Raw genomic sequence first — 21398 nt, 5'->3', positions numbered from 1 at the left:
CTTGTGCTTTTCTACAATATCTGCTTCTGATGCTGAAATAGCTTTGAGAAGTCGAACAATACTATCAAGTGCGCGATAGGTATCATCAGTAGAGAAACGCTTTCCATTCATTTCATGTGCCCATTTATTACGAACTTCAATGAGTTCGCTAACTAAGGCACGTTCACCATGACCCAGTTTTCTTTTAAAAACCTGATTCCACTGTCCAATTATTACTTTTAGTAACTCAGAAATATCATCACGCAGAATGTCTTCTGGATTGCGCTTTAAACTTTGGTTATCGGATAGAATAGATGTCGCTATTTTCAGCCAGCGCTCACCATGAACTTTTCGCATTTCCTGTTCAAAATAGGGATATAGACCCTGATTTAAAGAAATTAGAGCGCTCTCGATTCGGTTGCGATTACTAATAGCCATTGAAGTATTTGATATTACAAATGATTTTCTGGTATTTGTTCCGCAAAGGCGGACTTAATTCGTGTAGCTTTATTATTGAGGGTTTTGAGTTTTCAAGAGAATGAAACAGTTGTGTAAATAATATTCGAGTTTATAAAGAACTTACGGTTTACTTTGGGCGATCGCACCATACAAAATACCTAAAATTTTCTTAATATCCTTAATATAATATTCACTCAAATCAATCGAAACCACATTACCTTCAAGCTTGAGAAATTGCCAGATAGTACCGATAGTAACAGCACCATATATAGCTTTTATTTGATTTCCACCTCTCTCGTTAAATAATTGAGCAGCTACCATTTCAGCAATACATTGCGCTAAACCAGACCTCAGATTCTCATTTTTACTTTCTACTAGGACAACCACCGGACTTCGTACAAGCAACTGTTCCGAAGAAAGACTCAAAATAAAATCACAAAATCCGTTTAATCCTCGCTGGCTATCAACAGTAAAATCAACTCAAGAAAACAAACTTATTTCATAATTAAATTTGCGTCTAATTTCTAATCAAATTGGACTGATTATAATTTCACTTCGAGCTTTTTCCGAACCGATCGCTACTGCTAAATCAATATTTTCCTTAAGAAGAGTAGATAATAAATTGCTACATTCTTGCTCCTGCACATTTGCGAATAGCCCAGATGACTCGTGGATAACTAACCCAAAATAATCAATAACTTCAATAAATTTAAAATCACTATAAGCCATAAAACTTACTCCTTTGTCTTATGACTGAATCCTATAACAAGGTTTAAAAATTCAGCTTTGGCGGAAACACCTTAGCTAAATCAAGAGATAAATCAGGGAAGCAGGGAAAAGTTATTATCTCATTTGATAAGAAAATTCGCTTATTTGAATAACCATATCTGCCTTGATTATCCTGATATGGTTCACTGTAAGCTTCCAAATAATTATCGAAAAAATTAAATATCCAATAATTAGTAATACCGGCTTTAGCATAGAGAGGTATTTTAACATCTTGGTCATAAGCTAAAGAAGAATCTGAAACCTCCATTACCAAAAGCACATCAGCAGGTTTAGGATGACCAGATAGATAATTATCATCTCGGTTTTGAAGAATAGCAAAATCCGGTTCAGGTTCACTATTCGGTGGCAAAGCAATCGGAGCTTGAGATTGCAAAGTTGCCCTATCACCTACAATTTTCGGAAGTTCTCGCAACAAGTTTCGCAAACAAGTTTCATGGGCTGTACCTTTGGATGCCATTTCAATAATTTCCCCGTTGATTAATTCAATGTGGTCATCTTCATGGAAAAAGCCCAATTCTCCAAGCTTGTGGTATTCATCCAGTGTGAAGCGTTTAGCCTGAGCAATACTCATAACCTTACCTTTGATCTCATTGCCATAATACTTATTCTAAATGTGTCAGAAATTGGTATGCTAAAGGTCGAGACTCGCTAAGAAAGCAAACAATGCCTGCGCCTACTATTAATCCTACAATCGCTGCTTTTCCCTTGACAGCCGTAGTTGGTCAAGAAGCAATTAAATTAGCCTTGCTTTTAGCCGCAGTCGATCCTGGTTTGGGAGGAGTGGCGATCGCAGGTCGTCGCGGTACGGCAAAATCTGTAATGGCTCGTGCTATCCACGCTCTACTACCGCCGATAGAAGTTGTCAAAGGTTCAATCAGTAATTGTGACCCCAACTACCCAGAAGAATGGGACGATCAACTTTTGGCGGAGTACGCAGACAAAGATATTCAAGATATTCCCGTCGAAATTATCCCCGCGCCTTTTTTGCAAATTCCTCTAGGTATCACCGAAGACCGACTCCTCGGTTCAGTAGATGTGGAAAAATCAGTAAAACAAGGTGATACGATTTTTCAGCCTGGATTACTCGCTACAGCCAACCGAGGTGTACTGTACGTAGATGAAATTAATTTATTAGATGACCAAATATCAAATCAGCTTTTAACAGTATTATCTGAGGGACACAACCAAATTGAACGGGAAGGGATTAGTTTTCAGCATCCGTGCAAATCCCTATTTATTGCCACCTACAATCCAGAAGAAGGTGGATTACGAGAGCATTTATTAGATAGAATTGCGATCGCACTCTCTGCTGATGGTGTACTCGGCTTAGATCAAAGAGTAGAAGCAGTCGATCAAGCGATCGCCTATTCTAAATCTCCCCAAGATTTTCTCCAACAGTACAACGAAGATTTAGACTCTCTCAAAACTCAAATCATCTTAGCGCGGGAATGGCTCAAAGAAGTAATCATCACCCACGAACAAATTGCCTATTTAGTAGATGAGGCAATTCGCGGCGGAGTTCAAGGACATCGCGCCGAGTTATTCGCCACGCGGGTTGCTAAAGCTGCTGCGGCTTTGGAGGGACGAACAACAGTTAATGCCGAAGATTTGCGCCGTGCGGTGGAGCTGGTAATTATACCACGCGCCACAGTTGTGCAGACACCACCAGAACAACAAGCACCACCTCCGCCTCCGCCGCCGCAACAAAATCAAGAAGAACCTCCAGACGAATCAGAAGAGGAAGAACAAAAAGAAGAGGAAGAAAATCAAGAGCAAGAACCGCCCAGTATCCCAGAAGAGTTTATCTTTGATCCAGAAGGGGTAATTCTTGATGACAGCGTGCTTTACTTTACTCAAACAGCGAAGCGGCAAGGTAAATCTGGTAGTCGCAGTGTCATCTTTTCTGATGACAGGGGACGCTACATTAAGCCAATGTTACCTAAGGGGAAAGCGCGACGCATTGCAGTAGATGCCACCTTGAGAGCTGCGGCTCCTTATCAAAAATCACGAAGAGAAAGACACCCAGAAAGAAAAGTTATTGTCGAGCAGGCTGATATTCGCTCGAAACGCCTAGTACGTAAAGCTGGGGCGTTGGTAGTATTTGTGGTAGATGCTTCTGGCTCAATGGCACTGAATCGAATGCAATCAGCTAAAGGTGCGGTGATGCAACTGTTGACAGAAGCTTATCAAAACCGCGATCAAATAGCATTAATTCCCTTCCGGGGAGAACAAGCCGAGGTATTATTGCCTCCAACACGTTCTATTGCTTTGGCGCGTAACCGTTTGGAAAGGTTGCCCTGTGGCGGGGGTTCACCCTTAGCACATGGTTTAACTCAGGCTGTGCGCGTCGGCTTAAATGCTCAGATGAGTGGAGATATTGGGCAAGTTGTCCTTGTAGCAATCACCGATGGGCGAGGTAATATTCCTTTAGCGCGTTCTTTGGGCGAACAGCTAGAAGCAGGAGAAAAGCCAGATATCAAAGGAGAATTATTAGAAATTGCTGCGAGAATCCGTGCTTTGGGAATGCAACTATTAGTAATTGATACAGAAAGTAAATTTGTGTCTACTGGGTTTGCTAAAGAATTATCGCAAACAGCAGGCGGTAAATATTATCATTTGCCGAAAGCGACAGATCGAGCTATTGCTGCTATGACCAAAGGTGCGATCGCTGATTTAAAATCTAGATAATTTGTCATTTGTCATTGGATTTTTGACTTAGCTATGACTACGAGCCAGTAGGCATTACCTGTGGTTGTAAATAGCAAATCAAATCTTGAATTCCCTTTTGCAGATAGCGGGTTACTGTCATTGGACTAGTACCAATGTTCTTAGCTGCATCCTTGCGAGAAAGTTCCTTCAAAAATACCATTTCAACTGCCATGCGGGGCTTTTCTTCCAACATATTGATTGCGCCTTGGAGTTGTTGGCGTTCTTCTTCTTGTTGCAGAAGTACATGAGAACGAGGACAAGGAAGTGCCTCACCCAAGGTTATTTGGCAATCAACATAGTTAACTGCGGTTGCATCTAAACTCAAAGGCATCCGGTTTTGAGCAGCTAATTTGGTTTCTTGCCACTCTTGTACAGATACTCGAAGTTGGCTGGCAATTTCAGCATCCTTGGGCGGGCGACCTAAAGAGATTGATAAATCCTTGCGAATCTTTTGTCCTTCATTGTATAATTCTTGCCAACGACGGGGAATTTTTAATAGAGTACTGCGATCGCGCAAAAAGTGCAGCATCTCACCGCGAATATATGGCACTGCAAAGGAACTAAAAGCATATCCTTGGCTAGGATCGAAACGCTCAATAGCCCTAATCAAACCAAAATACCCAATTTGTTCTAAATCTTCATAAGGTTCATTGCATTGATGGCTGAATTTATGAGCCATCTTCCGTACTAAGCCAGTATGTAACTGTACAAGTTTATTACGAAGTTTAATAGATGGATTCTGGTGATACAAGTGCAATAATTCTATACCATCAGTTCGTAAAGAGGACTCACTTGTTGCCATATAAATTACCTTTGTTGTAACTCCTATTCCTGAGAAAATGGAGCTGCGTATATTTTCTTCTAAGCTGTTATTATTTTGCTGAGTCAGGGAAGAATAAGCCATCGTCGTTTCACTGAACTTGTTAGGGGTCTAACTCCACAATTCAGTATTTGTACGCATGATTTTGCGAACCCCTCTGTTACAGGTGATTTTTGCTTTTTATATAACTGTTGAATGGCACATAATCTTTAGCTTTTGCAACAAAAACTAGCTATTTATGCTGAACAATGCATAACTGACCTAATAGCCATCTGTCATACTGAGAGCAACGTGAATCGGTACTGAATTAATCGCAAAAGAGACTGGGCAATTTTATCTTTTAGTACGCACCATCATTAATAAAGGTCGAAAATCCAAATTGAAAGTTGGGTACAAGAACAAAACCTAAGCTACAAAAAACAGAATTCCGACTCATCTTTAATGGGAATTTCTACTTAGTTGGGTCTTGAGGTACATTTCTATTCAATATTGGTAAGATGGAAACTTTGGAAACTTAGTGGAAACATAGAAACAGGTGATTGACATGCCAGTTTGATGGGTGTCACACTTCTGCTAAACAGGAGGGTGAACAATGAAAATCACCAAACACCGACAAAAAATTCTCGATGCACTTCAGCAATGGTTTAGTATCCATAAACAAGGGCCAACTCTAGAAGAGTTGTGTCAAGAACTCGGAATGCAACCACGTCAGAAAGCAACAGTTCAGAAGTGGTTGCAAACTATGCGCGGTATAGATGTGGAATGGGATGACCACAGCGCCCGTAGTCTTCGCCTTTTGACATCTAAACCGGAAAAACCCTCCTTACACCTATCTGTTACCGATACTCTGCGATATCTGGCTACTGGCGTGGTGCAGTGGGAAAAACTTGAGCTAGAAAAGCGAAGTCAAGTACCAGAAGCCCTTCGCATTGGGATGTCCCGTATGTACTTAACTTCCTTACTACGGGGAGAACAAGCCCCAGAGAACCTACCTCAATTTTTTGATTGGGCGGAAACATCAATTACTTCTTGGAAACCAGCCCAAGAGATTAAATATCTTTCGCCAGATGTCAGCGTTATAGAAGACGGAGTAGTTTCCGATTTTGCAAGAGAATGGCAAGTTTCGGGTAATGATGTGGTGGCGCAGGTACAAGAGTCAGTACTGAAAGATGTACTGGAATACTGTCGGGGAAATCAGTTAGAAGATGCTTATCGCGCTTTTCGACAACTGATTATTACTAAACCCACTCTTCATTACTCAGAATATCGGCAACAGCTACGTTTACCCAAACTCAGACCACTGCGGGAGTTATTGTCACGGTTAGAAATCTATGTCGATATGGATAAGTTGGCAGAGGGTAGCGTCTATCATCTGTGTCCGCGCTGCAAGTATGTGCAACGCCAACGCCCTGATGGTACATATACCTGCCATAACCCTTGGTGTGCAAGACTTTGTGCAACCAGCAACTTTCAACCATTGCCACCTATTTCTAAAGAAAAAGCAGCAGACTGGAAAGCTGTTACCCCTGGCGTACATTTGTACGGTACGCTTCCAGGAATTTGGGAAATTCAACTCAAAGAAGAACTTACAAAATTGGGTTTGCGCGTTACTCTCTGGCCTTTTGTCGATGAATTTGACTTACTTGTAGAGTTCCCGCGCAAAGTTCGCTGGGCAATTGATTTTAAAGATTGGTCATCGGTGGATGAAGAACGTTTGAAAAAAGTGCAGTATCGGCGTGATGCAACGGAAACTTTTGTAGTTTTTCCAGATGAACGCGAAGACTATTTACGGATAAAGGTAGTGCGCGAACAACTAGAACCTGAACTTGAAGGGGTGCGCTTACGCTTATTTAGCGAAATCATCACTCAGGCTCAAGCAATTTTAGGGAAGAAAAAATAATGCGTGACACCATTAGCTGGCGCAAGGAGCTGTGTAAAAAACTCCGCAACTCGGATGAATTACAACAGCATATAGTATCTAGTTTAGTTAACGCAGATACTAAGGTACAACAGCGAGAACTTAAGCGTCTTGCCTACCTCATTGCTGATGTGGAATTGGGATTAACCCTACTTAAGGAAGTAGCACCAGAAGAACCTGCCACTTCTGTGGAAGCTTTGCTTAAAGGATATCGTTTTCCAGTTGAACAACTACAAAGCGATCGCAACTGGCAACTTATACAAAATGCTCGTTTCTATTTGATTAAGCGTAAAGGCAGACAATGGCTGCGAGTTCTTCAGGAGTACATAAATTTACCTGAAATTATTAGAATCTACAGCCTTGAAGAGGCAAGGAATGTTCCTCAAACTATTTTATCCAGTACCTACCCAACTCGTTTAGAGAAGATATATCTTCCAACTTTATTAAAAACTCCACAGCATAGACAACGAAAAGTCAAATTAGCAGATGAGGGGCGGTGGTATGCCAAGATTTCCCAAAAAGGTAACTCTCCAGTTGAGGTTCCGATTAATATTCCCAAGGAAGTTGCTAACATAGCACCTTCGTGTGTAGTAACCCTTCATCGCACACGGACTAAGCAGAATCCACAGTGTAGCGTTACCCGTGAAGAATTAATACTAGCTGCCCAAGAAATGGACGATAAATTGTCCCAGTTTGGGCAACAAGAAAATTATCGTAACCGTTTGGAAAACATCCTCTTCCAGCTATACGATGCTGAATCAGATAATTTCCAGCATGGTAATCAGCTAACTTTAGAAAATCTTATCCACATTGTTGGGCTTTTGAATGTGGGCAAGTCTACCCTGTTGGAAATTCTGATTTACCACTCCGCTAAACAGGGCGATCGCTGTGGGTTGATGGTGAATGATGTTGCTACAGCAGTGCGCCTCGCTTCTTTGTTCTGCCACAAATTAGGAATTCCTGCTGCACCAGTGTTGGGTAGTAAACGCCAAGAGCAACTGGCAAAAGTCTACGAACCTATTCTCAAAAGTGAGGGTGAGGAAGTTACTAAAGGAGGGATGCACCCTGCATGGCGTTGGTTTAGTCCAGTCTGTCCACTTTTAGCTCTAGTGCAATCAGAAGATAAATGGGAATTTGGCAATGAACCTTGTCACAAGCTTTATCAAAAAGTTCTTGTAGCTGATAATGATGATTCTGATGATGAAGACTGGCAGGAAAGTGATAAAAAATACACTTGTCCCTGTTATTACAAATGTCCACGTCACCATTTAGAACACGATATTGCTACAGCTTCAGTCTGGATTTTCACCCCTGCTAGTTTTATTCATACTCGTGTACCCCGCCAAGGATTTGAACAAGACTTGACGTTTGCTGAGGCTGTTTATCGAGAATGTAAATATCTATTTGTTGACGAAGCCGATCGCGTACAGATTCAGTTTGACGAAGAGTTTGCCCCGGATGAAGTCTTAGTCGATGCTTCTGAAAACTCTTTTTTAAATAAACTCGGACTTAATCAGTCTACGATTTACAATTCCGATCGCAGTGATATGGCAGGCGATCGCTTTGTTGCTTGGACAACCGCACATTACAATACCCAAAATGCTACTAACCGCATCTATCACTTACTCCTCACGCACCCTAAATTAGTTGCGTGGTTGGCGCCACTTCCTTTTACAGGTCGTTCTCTATTTGCTCGGATTATCCGTGACTTGGTTGATCCGCCTGAGATTACTGTCTCAGCGAAACCGAAACTAACTCGCCAACAAATCATGGAAGAACGGCGTAAACGCATCATTGAAGCAGACTTGGCTCCCACAGAGCAACGTCGCCGCCGCAAACAAATGATGGATCAACTAGATGGATTTTTACAACATCCGCTCAATCCCCGTCGTGGTGGTGAACTTTCAGGTTTGGCGCTGACAATACTAACTGCGGAAGATGACCGTCAAGCCTTAGCTGAAATTGCTCCTTGGTGCAAAAGATGGATAGAAATCCATAATCTTTCCCTACCAGATGAGACTCAATTTGAGGAACTAACCCGAAATCTCCAGTTTGCAATTTTAGTCACCATACTCGATAACCGCCTGGGTTTTATAGTTGATAATCTGAGCGACCTCGGTCGGGTAATTAACTTGCACGACTCAAGCCAAGACCTTTTACATCGTCCACCGGATGACTTCCTCTCAGTTTTACCAGAATCGCCAGTGGGAAATATTCTAGGTTTTTTGTATAAACAAGAACGTAGCGCTAAAAAAGCTGGCAAGCTGGACTATTTCCGCTATGTAGGTGTAGGTCGTGCGTTACTGTTAAATTTCCCAAAACTGTTTGCAGTTGACGATTGGGACGGCCCACATACTGTTCTGATATCAGGTACTAGCTATGCTCCAGGTTCGCCAGCTTATCACATCAACATAAAACCCACTATATTGTTGCAATCTAGAACTGGCGAGGCAGGTATAGCTGAAAGTCAATTTTTCTTTAGTCCCAAACAGAATCCGCAAGCCAACTATATTGCTTTATCAGGATTACCACCTGCAAAACGCAAACTTGCTGCTAAAGAAATGGTGGAGGCTATGTGCCACTCAGTAAGAGGTGGAGAGAGTTTTCTAGATGGGGTATTTCAGGATTTAGCACAGCGAAAACAACAGCAACCTGAATGGTGGAGCGATCGCGATCGCATCTTGATTGTCGTGGGTAGCTACGATGAATCCGAATGGGTCACGTCTATCTTACAATCGCGCTACCGCTTCGACGTAAACATCAACGATGACGGTATTGCTACCCTCCGTCGTGACAATGCTCCTACTCATCTTCATGGTATTCTGCGAAGCGAAATTAGGAATTTACAACATTTACCCACCCAGATTGTAGTTGCCCCTTTGATAGCTCTAGAACGGGGTCATAACATCTTGAATGCTGAAGGCAAAGCTGCATTTGGTGCAGTGCTGTTCCTCAATAGACCTATGCCAATCCCTGATAACTGGCAATCTACTGTTCAGCAACTCAATACTTGGGCGTTAAAGCACGAAAAAGACTCCACACTTTACGAAGAAGCTCAATCAATATCGGGGAACCTAACCCTGACTCAGGTTGCAGATATCTTCTACCAGAATGCTGTTGCCGAGATGGTCAACTTGAACTATACGGCGTGGGCTTTTAAGCAATTAACACAAGGAGAGCGATCGGTACTTTGCTGGACTCAGTTAGTAAGTATTTGGCAAATCATTGGGCGTTTGGTGCGTGGTGGTGTACCAGCAGTAGTCCATTTTATAGATGTGAAATTCGCGCCAAATTCAGCCATTGGCGAACAAGACAGTGAAAGTACTTCACTTTTGGTTGCCATCATCAAGGTGCTGGAACCTTATATAGAAGGTGAGGATGTGCTGGCGCGATCGCTTTATGGCGCTTTTCTGAACGCACTTCAACAAATGAAACAAAGAAATTTAAACTATGACTAAAATTATTCTTCCTGGTGCTTGGGTACTTACTGCAACGAATCCAACATACAAACTCTCTGCAATCTATGTCCCTACTACATGGCGACAAGTCGCCAACAACCTTGCTCAACAGCGTGCCAGACTCCAAGGTAAAAGTTATCGGGCTGTGCCAGTTTACTCCCTCGATCCCCTGGTAGTTGGTAGTTTTCCCAAAATTATCAAGACTTTGCGTAATGGCTGGCAAAAAGACAATGTACCTTGGTTATTAGCAACAGAAACCACAGGACTTTCTGACTTAGGTAATTTGATCAAAGATTGGTTAATAGAAGAATTTAGTTCCTTGGAGGATGTTGAGTCACAGCTTGCAAATTTGAATAATGATGATTGGCAATGGGGAAATTCACAAACCTATGAGTTACTCCATCCTCAAAACAAAGTCGAAACAAGCAACCTTTACCAAGCAATTCCAGATTACCTTGCCAAGGAGTTTCTCCAAAAACCAACAGTTTCCTTTGGCGTTGATGAGCAGTATCAATTGACATTTTACCCAGTGGTCAGCCTTCAAGGTGCTGAGTTGATGTCATGGCCTCCCAGTCAAGTTACGGTAACAACAGGAAAAGAAATAACAGAAACAGCTTACATTTCATTTGTCATTGAGTTTGTTTTGCAAACAGTTCCCTGGCGCGAAAAACCTATTGTTTATCATCATTTATCAATTCGACGTTGGCTGACTAAACCTTTGAATTATGTACCTTATCCAGGTGTGAAAGCTCATACTGGTGATAACCGTCGCTGGTTAGATGGACAACGCCAACCCTTTTGCTTTATTCCACTGATGATGAACCGTTATGGAAAGGAAGTAAAGTGGCCTCAAGCCATCAGCAATCTTCTTTCTCTCAATGACTCTCAACTTCCTGACGCAAATAATTTCGTTTCTAACCCAAATCACAACTGGTCAGGTGTCAACACAATTCCTAGTGGTATCCAAGCTGCGATCGCCTATACTTCTAAATTAGGTGAACCACCCTGCTTTGCTGGTGTCAGCCCACAAGATTTGGCTAGTTTAGATCGAGCTATTGAAGCACATCTCCCTGTTCAAAGAGTTGGTGACGCTGAGAGGGTGACAGGTAACGTTTTTATTTTCTGGCCTTTAGAAAAACCCAAACAGAAAATTGTTCCTCTGCTTGCTGACAAAAAAAACCAATCTAATAAACTTAAAAAAGCCAAAAAATCTGACGATCCAAATCATTCACACACCCCAATGCTGCGACCAAAATTAGCAGCACCAGCAGTATTTCGTAAAGCTGAAAGTCCCCTCCGTACCATACTGATTTTGTGGGAAACTCCACAGTGTCGTGATGCACTAGTTGCTGAAATTTGCCAGTTACTATATTTATCACCCACAAAAGTAGAAAATATTTATCAAGGTTCCTGCGGTTCTCTGTGTATCAAGACTCAACATGTTGGCGACCTTACACAAGACTTGGAAATTCAACATTTCTCTGAAGCAAGGAAAACTTATCAACAGCAACGCCCTGATTTATTAGTAGAGCGCATTAATCAAATTACCGCGTTTCTACCCCAAACTAAAGAACTAAGTGGGGCATTAATCGAAATTAGACCGAAATCTCGTATATCCGAGGCTGATCCCAAGTTGGCGTGGCGAATTGGGGCAATGAAAGCAGGCTATCTCAATCAACACATTCATCGGATAACTTATATTACCAAAGCTGGTGAAGAAAAACCGAAAAAATCCGGTTTGGAACCAGTAAAACGAGCAGTATCAGATTTACTAAGGCAATTTGGGATTTTACCTGATACTCCTTTAATTAATTCCAAAAAAGATGGCATTGATCCTGATGTCTGGTTAACGTGCTTTTATGTTCTACGCCGTACCCGCAAAACCAATGCTGAAAATATTCCCAAAACTGTTGTTTTGATGATCAGAGTTAATCCAATAACAGCTAAAGTAGAATTAACAACTCCTGATTTATTTAAAGAACAAGGCTGGATATCATATCCTGTTGGACTCGCGCATCTTCTTAATGAAGACTGGGATTCTAACTCTTATGATGAAAGTAATGAAGAGCTTGATGATGAACAAAAGCGCAAAGAGCAAACGAAAGAACAAAGGCTAATCAATAAGTTCGTTGCTGAATGTTTGCAAGAGTGTTTAAATACTCCAATTACTGATAATAAACCCCCGCGTGTACTGTTCATGGCAGAGGCACTAAATGCCCGCAAAATGCTGAACTGGCTACAAAACCAAAATTTACTAACTAATGACCCATTGCAAGCACTAAAACAATACCTTTCACAAGAGCAAATCAATCGTCTGTGGGTTGTGCGCTTACGAATTGCAGATACTGGTGAAGTACCAGTTGCTATTGTTAAAGATTCTCCTGGGAGTCGAACCAGTGGTGTTTACCGATGGCGGAGTGTGTGTGATGATGGGGAGCGATCGCTCTACCTGAGCGTTAGAAAGGCGTTGTATACTGAACGAGGCACAACAATATTACAAAAAAATCAGTCTCGCCTTGACAATGGCAGCAGGCAAGCTGGAAAAGCCAAAATTTTAGAAATAGCCTTGATTCATCACCCAGAAATCAAGGGCGACAAGCTAGCTCACTTTGTTCACTCTCTCAGAAGTCGCTGGCCTTATTTTGCAAATGACGTTTCCTTGCCTTTGCCTTTTCCCTTTGCAATCAAGGCTAAAGAGTATGCTATCAGTACTAAAGATCCAGTGGAATCGTCAGTCTCTGAGGATTCCAATTTTTAACAACGAAACTACCTTTCAGATTTTGCAACAATATTAAATCGTTGGCTGTTAACCGCAAAGATTGGTAACAATAGGAATAAGTAGAACGTTTTCCTAAAAAACAGTTTTTCAATATGAGCAATACCAGTAATTTTCGTGAAGCTATCCGTGAGGCTAAATCTCACGCCCTTGTTGGCCCAAACGTGATTGCCAACGCCCTCCCCTACGTCGGTGGTGGATTGGTGCTGACTGCATTAGGAACCTACGGTGGTTTGGGAGTTATCCGTACTAACCCCGGAATATTCTTTCCCACCTTCATTGGTGCGGTGATTGTGGAGTTAATTTTGTTCTTTGTTGCTCAGAATGTTGCCCAAAAAGGTAACAAGGGGCTTGCACTACCCCTATTGGCAACCTACAGCCTCTTGTCTGGATATACCCTCAGTGGCTTGGTGTATGTCGCTTTGAGATCCCAAGGCGTTGGCATTCAAGGCATTGGGTTAGCTGCCCTTGGTTGTGGTGTCACCTTTATTGCTGCCCGTCAAATTGGTTCAAATCTTTCTGAACAAGATGGCATGGCTTTGACGAAAACCATCAATCTTGGTGTCATTGCCTTGGTGGTTGTGTGTTTAGCGCAATTCGGGTTTGCTATGTTTGGTGTTTACACGCCAAATTGGTTAGAAATCGCCATCTCCGGTTTAGGAGTATTCCTGTTTGTTGGGGTTTCTGTTGTCGATTTCTACATCTTGCCCCGCACTTACAGCGATGACCAATATTTGCCTGCTGCTTTGTCGATGTACCTTACTTACATCAACTTGTTTGTCTTTATCTTGCGGTTGCTAATTGCCATCAATGGCCGCGATTAATTGTCTGTAGACACTAACAAAAGTCAAGTTTTATAAGGGTAAAACCGTGGTTAAATTTTTAGCAACCACGGTTTTTTCATCGTTTTAATAGTAGGATATATAGATAAATTAAGCCTCAAGTGAGCAAAACTATGCTTGAACTTTTAAATATCAAAATTGAAGTAGAAAGGTTGTCTAATATCTTGACCAAGGCTGAAGGCTGTCTTTGACCTGACGGAACTGAATGCAAAAATTCAAGAGTTGAATCAATTAATTTCTCAACCTACTTTCTGGCATAATTTTGTCACTTACTATCAGAAACTTCAAGAAATTGAATACCTCAACGCTAAGAAGAAACAATATCAGCGATCGCACTTCATTCTAGAAGATATCAAAGCTGCACTAGAACTACTAGAATTATCTGCTGATGAAGAATTATTGCAAGAGGCGCAAACCAACCTTACCCAACTCCAGGAAGAACTCGAAACACTAGAAATAGAACAATTCCTGTCCGCTCCCTGCGACCAAAACGGGGCATTCTTGGCAATTACGGCTGAGGTTGGAAGTATAGATGCCCAAGACTGGGCAGCTATGTTATTACAGCTATATCATCGTTGGGCAGTAAATCATAACCATAAAGTGTATCTAGTGCAAGAGTCAGCAGGTGATTTAGGAGGTTTCAAACATGCCACCCTAGAAATTACAGGGCGTTATGCTTATGGCTGACTAAAATCGGAACAAGGAACTCATGCAAGAATAGAGCGAATTTCTCCTGTTCATGGCAATGGCAGACGGCATACTTGCCTAGCCAGTGTAGAAGTCAGCCCTATTTTAGATGAGTCTATTGATTTTGAGATTCCAGAGAAGCATTTAGAAATTACTTTTTATCGCCATCGAGGGAATGTCAACCGAACAGAAACATGGGTAAAGATGGTTCACATTCCGACTGGGATTAGTGTATCGTGTAACCAAGAGCGTAGCCAGCTGCAAAACAAAGAGAAAGCCCTGGCTATTCTCAAGAGTAAACTGTTTGCGATGTCTACGACGGGCTACGCCTACGCACTAGCCCAAAATGTCCAGCATGATGAAATTCAACCCGGAAAGATAAAATCTCTATCCAGCAAGCTTATCCGTGAATATATCTTGCATCCTTACACCAAGGTGAAAGATTTACGTACCAATGTAGAAACACCTGCTGCGGCAGAGGTTTTAGATGGTAAAATTGATTTCTTTATCAAAGCCTATCTGCAACAGCTTCACACTACTTCAGTGACCCAAGAAGCCCTTGATAATTTCAGGTCACTTTTGTAACTTATATAAGTAGTGTAGAAAAAATTTGCTCAACTACAGCTAAAATCAAGAAACATAAGTAAAATAAAAAGCAATTTTCCAATCCAAAGCGCTCTATCTCTCATTACAGCAAGCACTATGGAAGTTTTAGAACTCAAACGCGAAATCGAAACGTTGTCTGGCCGCCTGGGTAAAACCCAGGACTATCTTTGACGTACCCGCACTGACAGCCAAAATTCAAGACCTCGAAAAAATATCAGCACAGCCAGAATTTTGGAATGACCAAACCCAGGCCCAACAAACGCTGCAAGAACTCAACGATCTCAAAGCCCACCTCCAGCAATACGATCGCTGGCACGCCAATCTAGAAGATACTAAGGCAGTTGTGGAATTGTTGGAGTTAGAAACCGATGAGGCACTACTCCAAGAAGCCGAATCTACCATCACTAAACTCAATCGTGACTTAGATCAGTGGGAGTTACAACAGTTACTCTCTGGCCCCTATGATGCAGAAGGTGCTGTACTGACGATTACTGCTGGTGCTGGTGGCACAGATGCTCAAGACTGGGCATTTATGCTGATGCGGATGTACACCCGTTGGGGCGAAGCTCACGGCTATAAGGTAACTTTAGCTGAAGAGTCGGAGGGTGATGAAGCCGGAATAAAATCGGCAACCCTAGAAATAACCGGTCGCTATGCTTATGGTTATTTGCGTTCAGAAATGGGTACACATCGCTTAGTGCGGATTTCACCTTTTAATGCTAACGGCAAGCGACAAACCAGTTTTGCAGGGGTGGAAGTGATGCCACAGATTGACAACTCTGTGCAATTGGATATTCCAGATAAAGATTTGGAAATCACCACAACTCGCTCTGGTGGTAAAGGCGGGCAAAATGTCAATAAAGTAGAAACTGCGGTGCGGATTGTTCACCTGCCCACGGGTCTTGCCGTGCGCTGTACAGAAGAGCGATCGCAGCTGCAAAATAAAGAAAAAGCCCTAAATCGCCTCAAAGCAAAGCTGTTGGTCATAGCCAAAGAGCAACGCGCCCAAGAAATTGCCGAAATTCGTGGCGATATGGTAGAAGCCTCCTGGGGAAACCAAATCCGTAACTATGTGTTTCACCCTTACCAAATGGTGAAAGATTTGCGTACAAACACGGAAACAACAGCGATTGGCGATGTGATGAATGGGGAACTTGATACATTCATTCAAGCTTATCTGCGCCAAGAAAATAAACTAGTAGAAAACACTCTGGCATAAAATTGCTCATTACATAACACCCAGATTGCTAAGGCGTTTCACACAGAAACGCTTTAGCAATATATGGGCGATCGCAATTCTATCCCAGACCAACTGTTACAGTTATAAAAGAGTCTGTAGACAAATAACTATGAGCAACTCACCTTCAACAGAACCTCAACCTAGCTACGTCAAACTTGCCATGCGAAACATGGTGCGGAAGGGTGGAACTTCTCTAAAGCATTTTGCGTTGACTGCTGTAGGGCTTTTAGCTCTGCTTGTTGGTCTTGCTTACCTCACTCACTAAACTAGTCATTAGTCATTAGTCATTAGTCATTAATTATATTTAAAAGCACAGATGACCGATGACAAAGGACAAAAGACAGTCTTAACGACAAATCGTAAACCTCAGACAAGGAGACTGTGTGCCCCTGAGAGTTGAACTATATGTGGAGGAGTATTTTTATGAGTTGTCCCCGACAACATCTGTAAAAATTGACGAGACTAATGCCCGAATTACCCCTGAAACTTGGGAAAACTGGTTTAATCACTGGTTGGAAATACTTCACCCTCAGATTCCACCAGCGCCAAGTTATGAAATTGGGTTGCGTTTGACAGATGACTTGCAAATTCAAGAACTGAATGCTCAATATCGTCAGCAAAATAAGCCGACAGACGTTTTAGCCTTTGCTGCTTTGGAGGTGGATTTTCCTCAAAGCAAAGAAATGCTTGCCTCTGTACCATTATACTTAGGTGATATTATTGTGTCTGTAGATACAGCACAGCGCCAAGCTCAACAACAGGAACATAGCTTACCAACTGAGCTAGCTTGGTTAGCTGCTCACGGTTTATTGCATCTGTTGGGCTGGGATCATCCTGATGAAAAAAGTTTGGAGCGAATGTTAAAACAGCAAGTGGGATTGCTGAATGCAATAGGTATTGCTATTGACATGGAATAGCAGTAATTGAAGTATCTCTTAATGTTAATTTTGGGTAATACTTTTATAATACTTCTGTGGAAAATTGCTTAAAGATTGCCTCAAAGTTAATTCTGCCATTAAGATCGGCGAATATTCCCACTGTAGCAACTCTGTTCTTGTGTTTTTAAGTCTATGTCCCAAAAAATTTCTCCATCACCAACGCCTACCTCGTTACAAACACTGGTGTCTAACGAACGGGAATTCTCCTGGAAAGTAGCCTCTAATTTATTTATTAGTTTTAAATATGCTTGGGCTGGAATCAGCTATAGTTTTCAGACTCAACGTAATTTTCGCATCCACATAAGTGTTTGTGCAATGGCTATCGCTTTAAGCGTTTTTTTGCATCTGCAAGCGGTGGAAATAGCGGTAATTGGTATAACTAGTGGTTTAGTTTTAGCATTAGAGTTACTAAATACAGCGCTTGAGTCTGTTGTGGACTTAACCGTTAAGCAGACATACCATGATTTGGCAAAAATTGCTAAAGATTGTGCGGCTGGTGCAGTGCTTGTCTCTGCTTTCGTAGCGATGCTAGTAGCAGGTACGCTATTGCTCCCTCCTCTAGTAAGGTTAATTATATCGACTTTGTAGAGGTGATTTGCTCCAACATAGCCCGCACTTCTCTATGAGACGCTGCGCGTAGCTTGCTTTCACGAACGCGAACAGCGTGCCGTAGGCAAGTGATACGACAAAGCTCAGTGACCACCGCAGGCATCGCCAAGTGAGCCAATAAGAGGATCGCATGTCCGATCCCCTAGAGAACACATTATAAGCAATTTAAAATTGAACAAGTGGCTGATCACAGAGTAGCCGCTTCATATTTACGTGTTCACTTTAGGGTTATTTTTACATCTAGCGAACAAATAAATAAGTAGGCAAGAATAAATCAAACTATGTTATGCAATGTGAAATTAATTAAATTGGTTCATAGTAACCGACTCTAATTCTATTTTAAGGGCTAAAGTCACTTACTACAAACCTTTAATTATTCACGCCCACTCACTTAGTATGAGATATTTGTCTATGCTGTTGCAACTGATAAGTGATAAAGCTAGGAGTTATAAACTTTGATTATAGTTATCGATAATTACGATAGTTTTACATATAATTTAGTGCAGTATCTGGGAGAATTGGCATCAGAGTTCCCAGTGGCAGATGATATTAAAGTTTTTCGTAACGACAAGATATCCATAGATGAAATTCAGGCATTAAAGCCGGAAGCTGTAGTTATTTCTCCTGGGCCTGGTCGCCCGGAAGATGCCGGCATTTCTTTAGAATTGATTGAACAGCTAGGACAAGAGTTACCAATTTTGGGTGTCTGTTTGGGACATCAAAGCATTGGTCAAGTGTTCGGTGGTAAAATAATTCCTGCTCCAGAGTTGATGCATGGCAAAACCTCTCAGGTATCTCACACTGGAGTGGGGGTTTTCCGGGGATTAGAAAATCCTCTGACCGCCACCAGGTATCATAGTTTGGTAATCGAACGTGAGACTTGCCCAGATGTGTTAGAAATCACCGCTTGGGTTGAAGATAACACCATTATGGGAGTGCGACACCGGAACTATCCTCACATTCAGGGCGTCCAGTTTCATCCAGAGAGTGTCCTGACAGCTTCAGGAAAACAGTTATTGCGAAATTTTCTCCAACAGTTACAGTCAAGAGCATAATTAATGAAACGACGACAGTTGATGGGCTATGCTGGGGCGGGGTTGGCCACAGCTTTAGTTACTACCTTGGGTTCTGAATCTCAAGCTGACGCACAATCTAGCGGTTTATCAGTTCAGTGGTTGGGTCATACTTGCTTTCTTTTTACTGGTGGCGGTGCGAAAGTTCTCGTCAATCCATTTCGGTCAATCGGTTGTACTGCTAAGTATCGTCCCCCAAAAGTTGCAGCAGATTTGGTACTGATTAGCAGCCAACTGCTAGATGAAGGTGCCGTGGATGTACTACCGGGAAATGCAAAACTCATCTATGAACCAGGAGTTTATGAGTTTAAAGGCATTAAATTCCAAGGAGTTGCCATAGACCACGATCGCAAAGGTGGTAGGCAGTTTGGTTCAAATACTGCTTGGAGTTGGAAGCAAGGCGGAATTAATATCCTACACTTAGGTGGGGCTGCTGCACCCATTTCTATTGAGCAAAAAATCCTGATGGGGCGTCCCGATGTGGCATTTATTCCAGTGGGAGGCAGTGCAAAAGCCTACAATGCTGAGGAAGCAAAGCAGGCTGTTCAAGTATTAAATCCCAAGTTAGTGATTCCGACTCATTACCGGACACAGGCTGCTGATGCTGCTAAGTGCGATCTTTCACCACTAGATAATTTTCTAACCTTAATGCAAGGTATGAAAGTGCGGCGTAGCAGTGCAGATAGTATTTCTATTAGCCCTAAAGATTTGCCGGAGAATAGCGAGATTCAAGTTTTGAGTTACAAATTTTGAATAAAGGGGACTAGGAAAAAAGCAGGGGAAGCAGGAATAGAATCATGACTCCTGCCTCCACCTTCAGGATTCTGAATTCTGAATTCTGATTTTAGAACGTATACCACTCTCCAGTCAGCTTATCTGCGTCGCTGATGGGAGTCTCAACTGCTGTCGTTTCATTTATAGTCCAAATGTTGTCTGTACCTGCTGTCTGATCGCGCCAGTAGATATCAGTCTTGCCATCGCCATTGAAATCGCCAAGAGATGGTGTCAAGGCCGCGTTATTAGCTGGTAAGAAAGCTTCAGTCGCAACTGTTGTGCCATCCATCAACCAAGCGGTATTCTCACCTGTGGTGCCATTGTGCCAGAAGATATCAGTCTTGCCATCACCGTTGAAGTCACCAATTTTGGAAGTCCAGGATGAGTCAAGTGTGCCCAAAGCACCCTCTGTGACTAAGATGCCATTCATCGTCCAAACCTTGTTTTCACCTGTTTGGGCGTTTCTCCACAGAATGTCTGTCTTAAAGTCGCCGTTGAAATCACCAAGGCTAGGAGTCCAGGCGGCATCTTGTGATTGTAGAGCAAATTCAGTCTTTTGCGTCCCATCCATAAACCAAGCTGTGTTATCGCCTGTTGTGGCATTGCGCCAGAAGATGTCACTCTTACCATTGCCGTCGAAGTCAACAATGGTAGGAGTTAATGCTGGATCTGTATTGTCTAGAACAGTTGCATTCAGAACTGTAGTGCCATCCATCTCCCAAATAGCATTCTCGCCAGTTGTGGTATTATGCCAGAAGATATCGGTTTTGCGATCGCCATTGAAATCGCCAATCTGAGGACTCCAGGCTGGATCGACGCTACTTAGAGCAGCCGCACTACCAACTTTGGTGCCATCCATCAGGACAACGCTATTCTCACCGGTTGTCTTATTGCGTAATAAGAAGTCGGTTTTGCCATCAGCATTGAAGTCAGCAATTTTGTAATCATAGGCGGATAGGTCAAATTGACCCAAAGAACCCTGTTCGATAACTTTTGTGCCATCCATCAACCGAATGATAATCTCACCAGTTGAAGAATTGACCCAAACTTTGTCTGTTTTGCCATCACCGTTAAAGTCAGGAGTAATCGCCGCACTAGTCAAGTAAGGATTAGGATTGGGATTTGCTGACGTTTTAACAGGCACAGTTATCGGTTGACTTTCTAGTGCTAGTGAAGAACTCTTATTTCCAAACCCCAAATCATAATTTAAACTCTTAAGAGAATTTGTCAAGATTTCTGATTTTGCAAAAGAATCTGATGCTAATCGAGATGTATTCAAAGCTAAGGGTGAGGAATTTTGATGTTCAGGCATGGTGAATTTTTATTATTGGCTGCCATATTTTTTTAACTTTTTTTGGCAATCTCTTTCTGTAACGAAATAACATTTACTTGGTTTTCAATATTTTTTTATAACTATTTTTTATTTATTAATGTCACTCTTTGAAGATAAATATTTCTTAAACTATTATTCTAAAATTTTCAAGTTATACATAAGCATTTGCAAAATATGTTTTGTAATCTATATATGATTATTTATAGATGAAAATGATTACTTTATCTATTTTTTTGACATTTTAAGGTTTGTATCAAAAATCTACTTACGAACCAGAAATTTATTTTATGTTTAATTAGATCGACTTAATTAAGATAGAAGCGATCGCTACATTATTCCTAATATATTTTGTATAATCTTACCTTTGATGAAACACCAAAATTTGTAT

General features: G+C 41.8%; 16 protein-coding genes and 2 pseudogenes. 12 read left to right on the top strand and 6 right to left on the bottom strand.

What is annotated here, in order from left to right:
- Positions 1-45 precede the first annotated feature (45 nt).
- The 4 genes and pseudogenes from RMY32_RS10360 to RMY32_RS10345 form a co-directional block, all read right to left on the bottom strand.
- Positions 46-417 (bottom strand): annotated as a pseudogene (locus tag RMY32_RS10360) (Swt1 family HEPN domain-containing protein); the annotation flags it as partial.
- 141 nt (positions 418-558) lie between these two features.
- The gene (locus RMY32_RS10355) at positions 559-864 is read right to left on the bottom strand and encodes a hypothetical protein (RefSeq protein ID WP_322715053.1); all 306 of its coding nucleotides are present in this window, start codon (positions 862-864) and stop codon (positions 559-561) included.
- Between the two features lie 102 nt (positions 865-966).
- Positions 967-1167 (bottom strand): hypothetical protein, encoded by a 201-nt coding sequence (locus RMY32_RS10350; protein WP_322715052.1) that lies wholly within the window; start codon positions 1165-1167, stop codon positions 967-969.
- 43 nt (positions 1168-1210) lie between these two features.
- Complete coding sequence (locus RMY32_RS10345) at positions 1211-1798, bottom strand: Uma2 family endonuclease (RefSeq protein WP_322715051.1); 588 nt, start codon at positions 1796-1798, stop codon at positions 1211-1213.
- 92 nt (positions 1799-1890) lie between these two features.
- On the opposite strand from RMY32_RS10345, the gene bchD reads away from it, so the two are divergent.
- Positions 1891-3915, top strand: a complete 2025-nt coding sequence (gene bchD / locus RMY32_RS10340; RefSeq protein ID WP_322715050.1) for a magnesium chelatase ATPase subunit D — start codon at positions 1891-1893, stop codon at positions 3913-3915.
- Between the two features lie 37 nt (positions 3916-3952).
- Here the strand turns inward: bchD and RMY32_RS10335 are convergent, their stop codons facing one another.
- Positions 3953-4738, bottom strand: coding sequence for an RNA polymerase sigma factor SigF (locus RMY32_RS10335; protein WP_229498888.1), 786 nt, complete (start codon positions 4736-4738; stop codon positions 3953-3955).
- A 610-nt stretch (positions 4739-5348) separates the two neighbouring features.
- On the opposite strand from RMY32_RS10335, the gene RMY32_RS10330 reads away from it, so the two are divergent.
- From RMY32_RS10330 to RMY32_RS10280, 11 genes and pseudogenes are all read left to right on the top strand, one after another.
- The gene (locus RMY32_RS10330) at positions 5349-6656 is read left to right on the top strand and encodes a Fis family transcriptional regulator (protein ID WP_322715049.1); all 1308 of its coding nucleotides are present in this window, start codon (positions 5349-5351) and stop codon (positions 6654-6656) included.
- The gene (locus tag RMY32_RS10325; protein ID WP_322715048.1) at positions 6656-10132 is read left to right on the top strand and encodes a hypothetical protein; all 3477 of its coding nucleotides are present in this window, start codon (positions 6656-6658) and stop codon (positions 10130-10132) included. Before RMY32_RS10330 ends, RMY32_RS10325 begins: the two co-directional genes overlap by 1 nt.
- Entirely contained in the window at positions 10125-12890 is a 2766-nt protein-coding gene (locus RMY32_RS10320) for a pPIWI_RE module domain-containing protein (protein ID WP_322715047.1), read from the top strand. The genes RMY32_RS10325 and RMY32_RS10320 overlap by 8 nt, the downstream gene beginning before the upstream one ends.
- A gap of 113 nt (positions 12891-13003) precedes the next feature.
- On the top strand, positions 13004-13732 hold the full coding sequence (locus RMY32_RS10315; protein WP_322648731.1) for a Bax inhibitor-1 family protein: 729 nt from the start codon (positions 13004-13006) through the stop codon (positions 13730-13732).
- Between the two features lie 131 nt (positions 13733-13863).
- Positions 13864-15022: pseudogene (locus RMY32_RS10310) on the top strand (PCRF domain-containing protein).
- Between the two features lie 117 nt (positions 15023-15139).
- A protein-coding gene (gene prfB / locus RMY32_RS10305) for a peptide chain release factor 2 (RefSeq protein ID WP_322715046.1) occupies positions 15140-16262 on the top strand; the annotation gives its coding sequence in 2 pieces (ribosomal slippage) (positions 15140-15211 and positions 15213-16262; 1122 coding nt in all).
- A gap of 130 nt (positions 16263-16392) precedes the next feature.
- Entirely contained in the window at positions 16393-16548 is a 156-nt protein-coding gene (locus tag RMY32_RS10300; protein ID WP_104904774.1) for a DUF3285 domain-containing protein, read from the top strand.
- A gap of 124 nt (positions 16549-16672) precedes the next feature.
- Positions 16673-17200, top strand: coding sequence for an rRNA maturation RNase YbeY (gene ybeY / locus RMY32_RS10295; RefSeq protein WP_322707034.1), 528 nt, complete (start codon positions 16673-16675; stop codon positions 17198-17200).
- A 153-nt stretch (positions 17201-17353) separates the two neighbouring features.
- A complete protein-coding gene (locus RMY32_RS10290; protein WP_322715045.1) occupies positions 17354-17809 on the top strand; it encodes a diacylglycerol kinase family protein in 456 nt (151 codons plus the stop codon).
- A 476-nt stretch (positions 17810-18285) separates the two neighbouring features.
- Positions 18286-18885 carry an aminodeoxychorismate/anthranilate synthase component II gene (locus RMY32_RS10285; protein WP_322715044.1) on the top strand — a complete coding sequence of 200 codons (600 nt, stop codon included), beginning with the start codon at positions 18286-18288 and terminating at the stop codon, positions 18883-18885.
- A gap of 3 nt (positions 18886-18888) precedes the next feature.
- The gene (locus RMY32_RS10280) at positions 18889-19656 is read left to right on the top strand and encodes an MBL fold metallo-hydrolase (protein ID WP_322715043.1); all 768 of its coding nucleotides are present in this window, start codon (positions 18889-18891) and stop codon (positions 19654-19656) included.
- 91 nt (positions 19657-19747) lie between these two features.
- Here RMY32_RS10280 and RMY32_RS10275 read toward each other — a convergent pair whose 3' ends face one another.
- Positions 19748-20989, bottom strand: coding sequence for a VCBS repeat-containing protein (locus RMY32_RS10275; protein WP_322715042.1), 1242 nt, complete (start codon positions 20987-20989; stop codon positions 19748-19750).
- Positions 20990-21398: the final 409 nt, after the last annotated feature.

It is taken from the genome of Nostoc sp. ChiSLP03a, assembly GCF_034531215.2.
Lineage (GTDB): Bacteria > Cyanobacteriota > Cyanobacteriia > Cyanobacteriales > Nostocaceae > Nostoc.
This window is presented reverse-complemented; position numbering and strand designations above follow the sequence as displayed.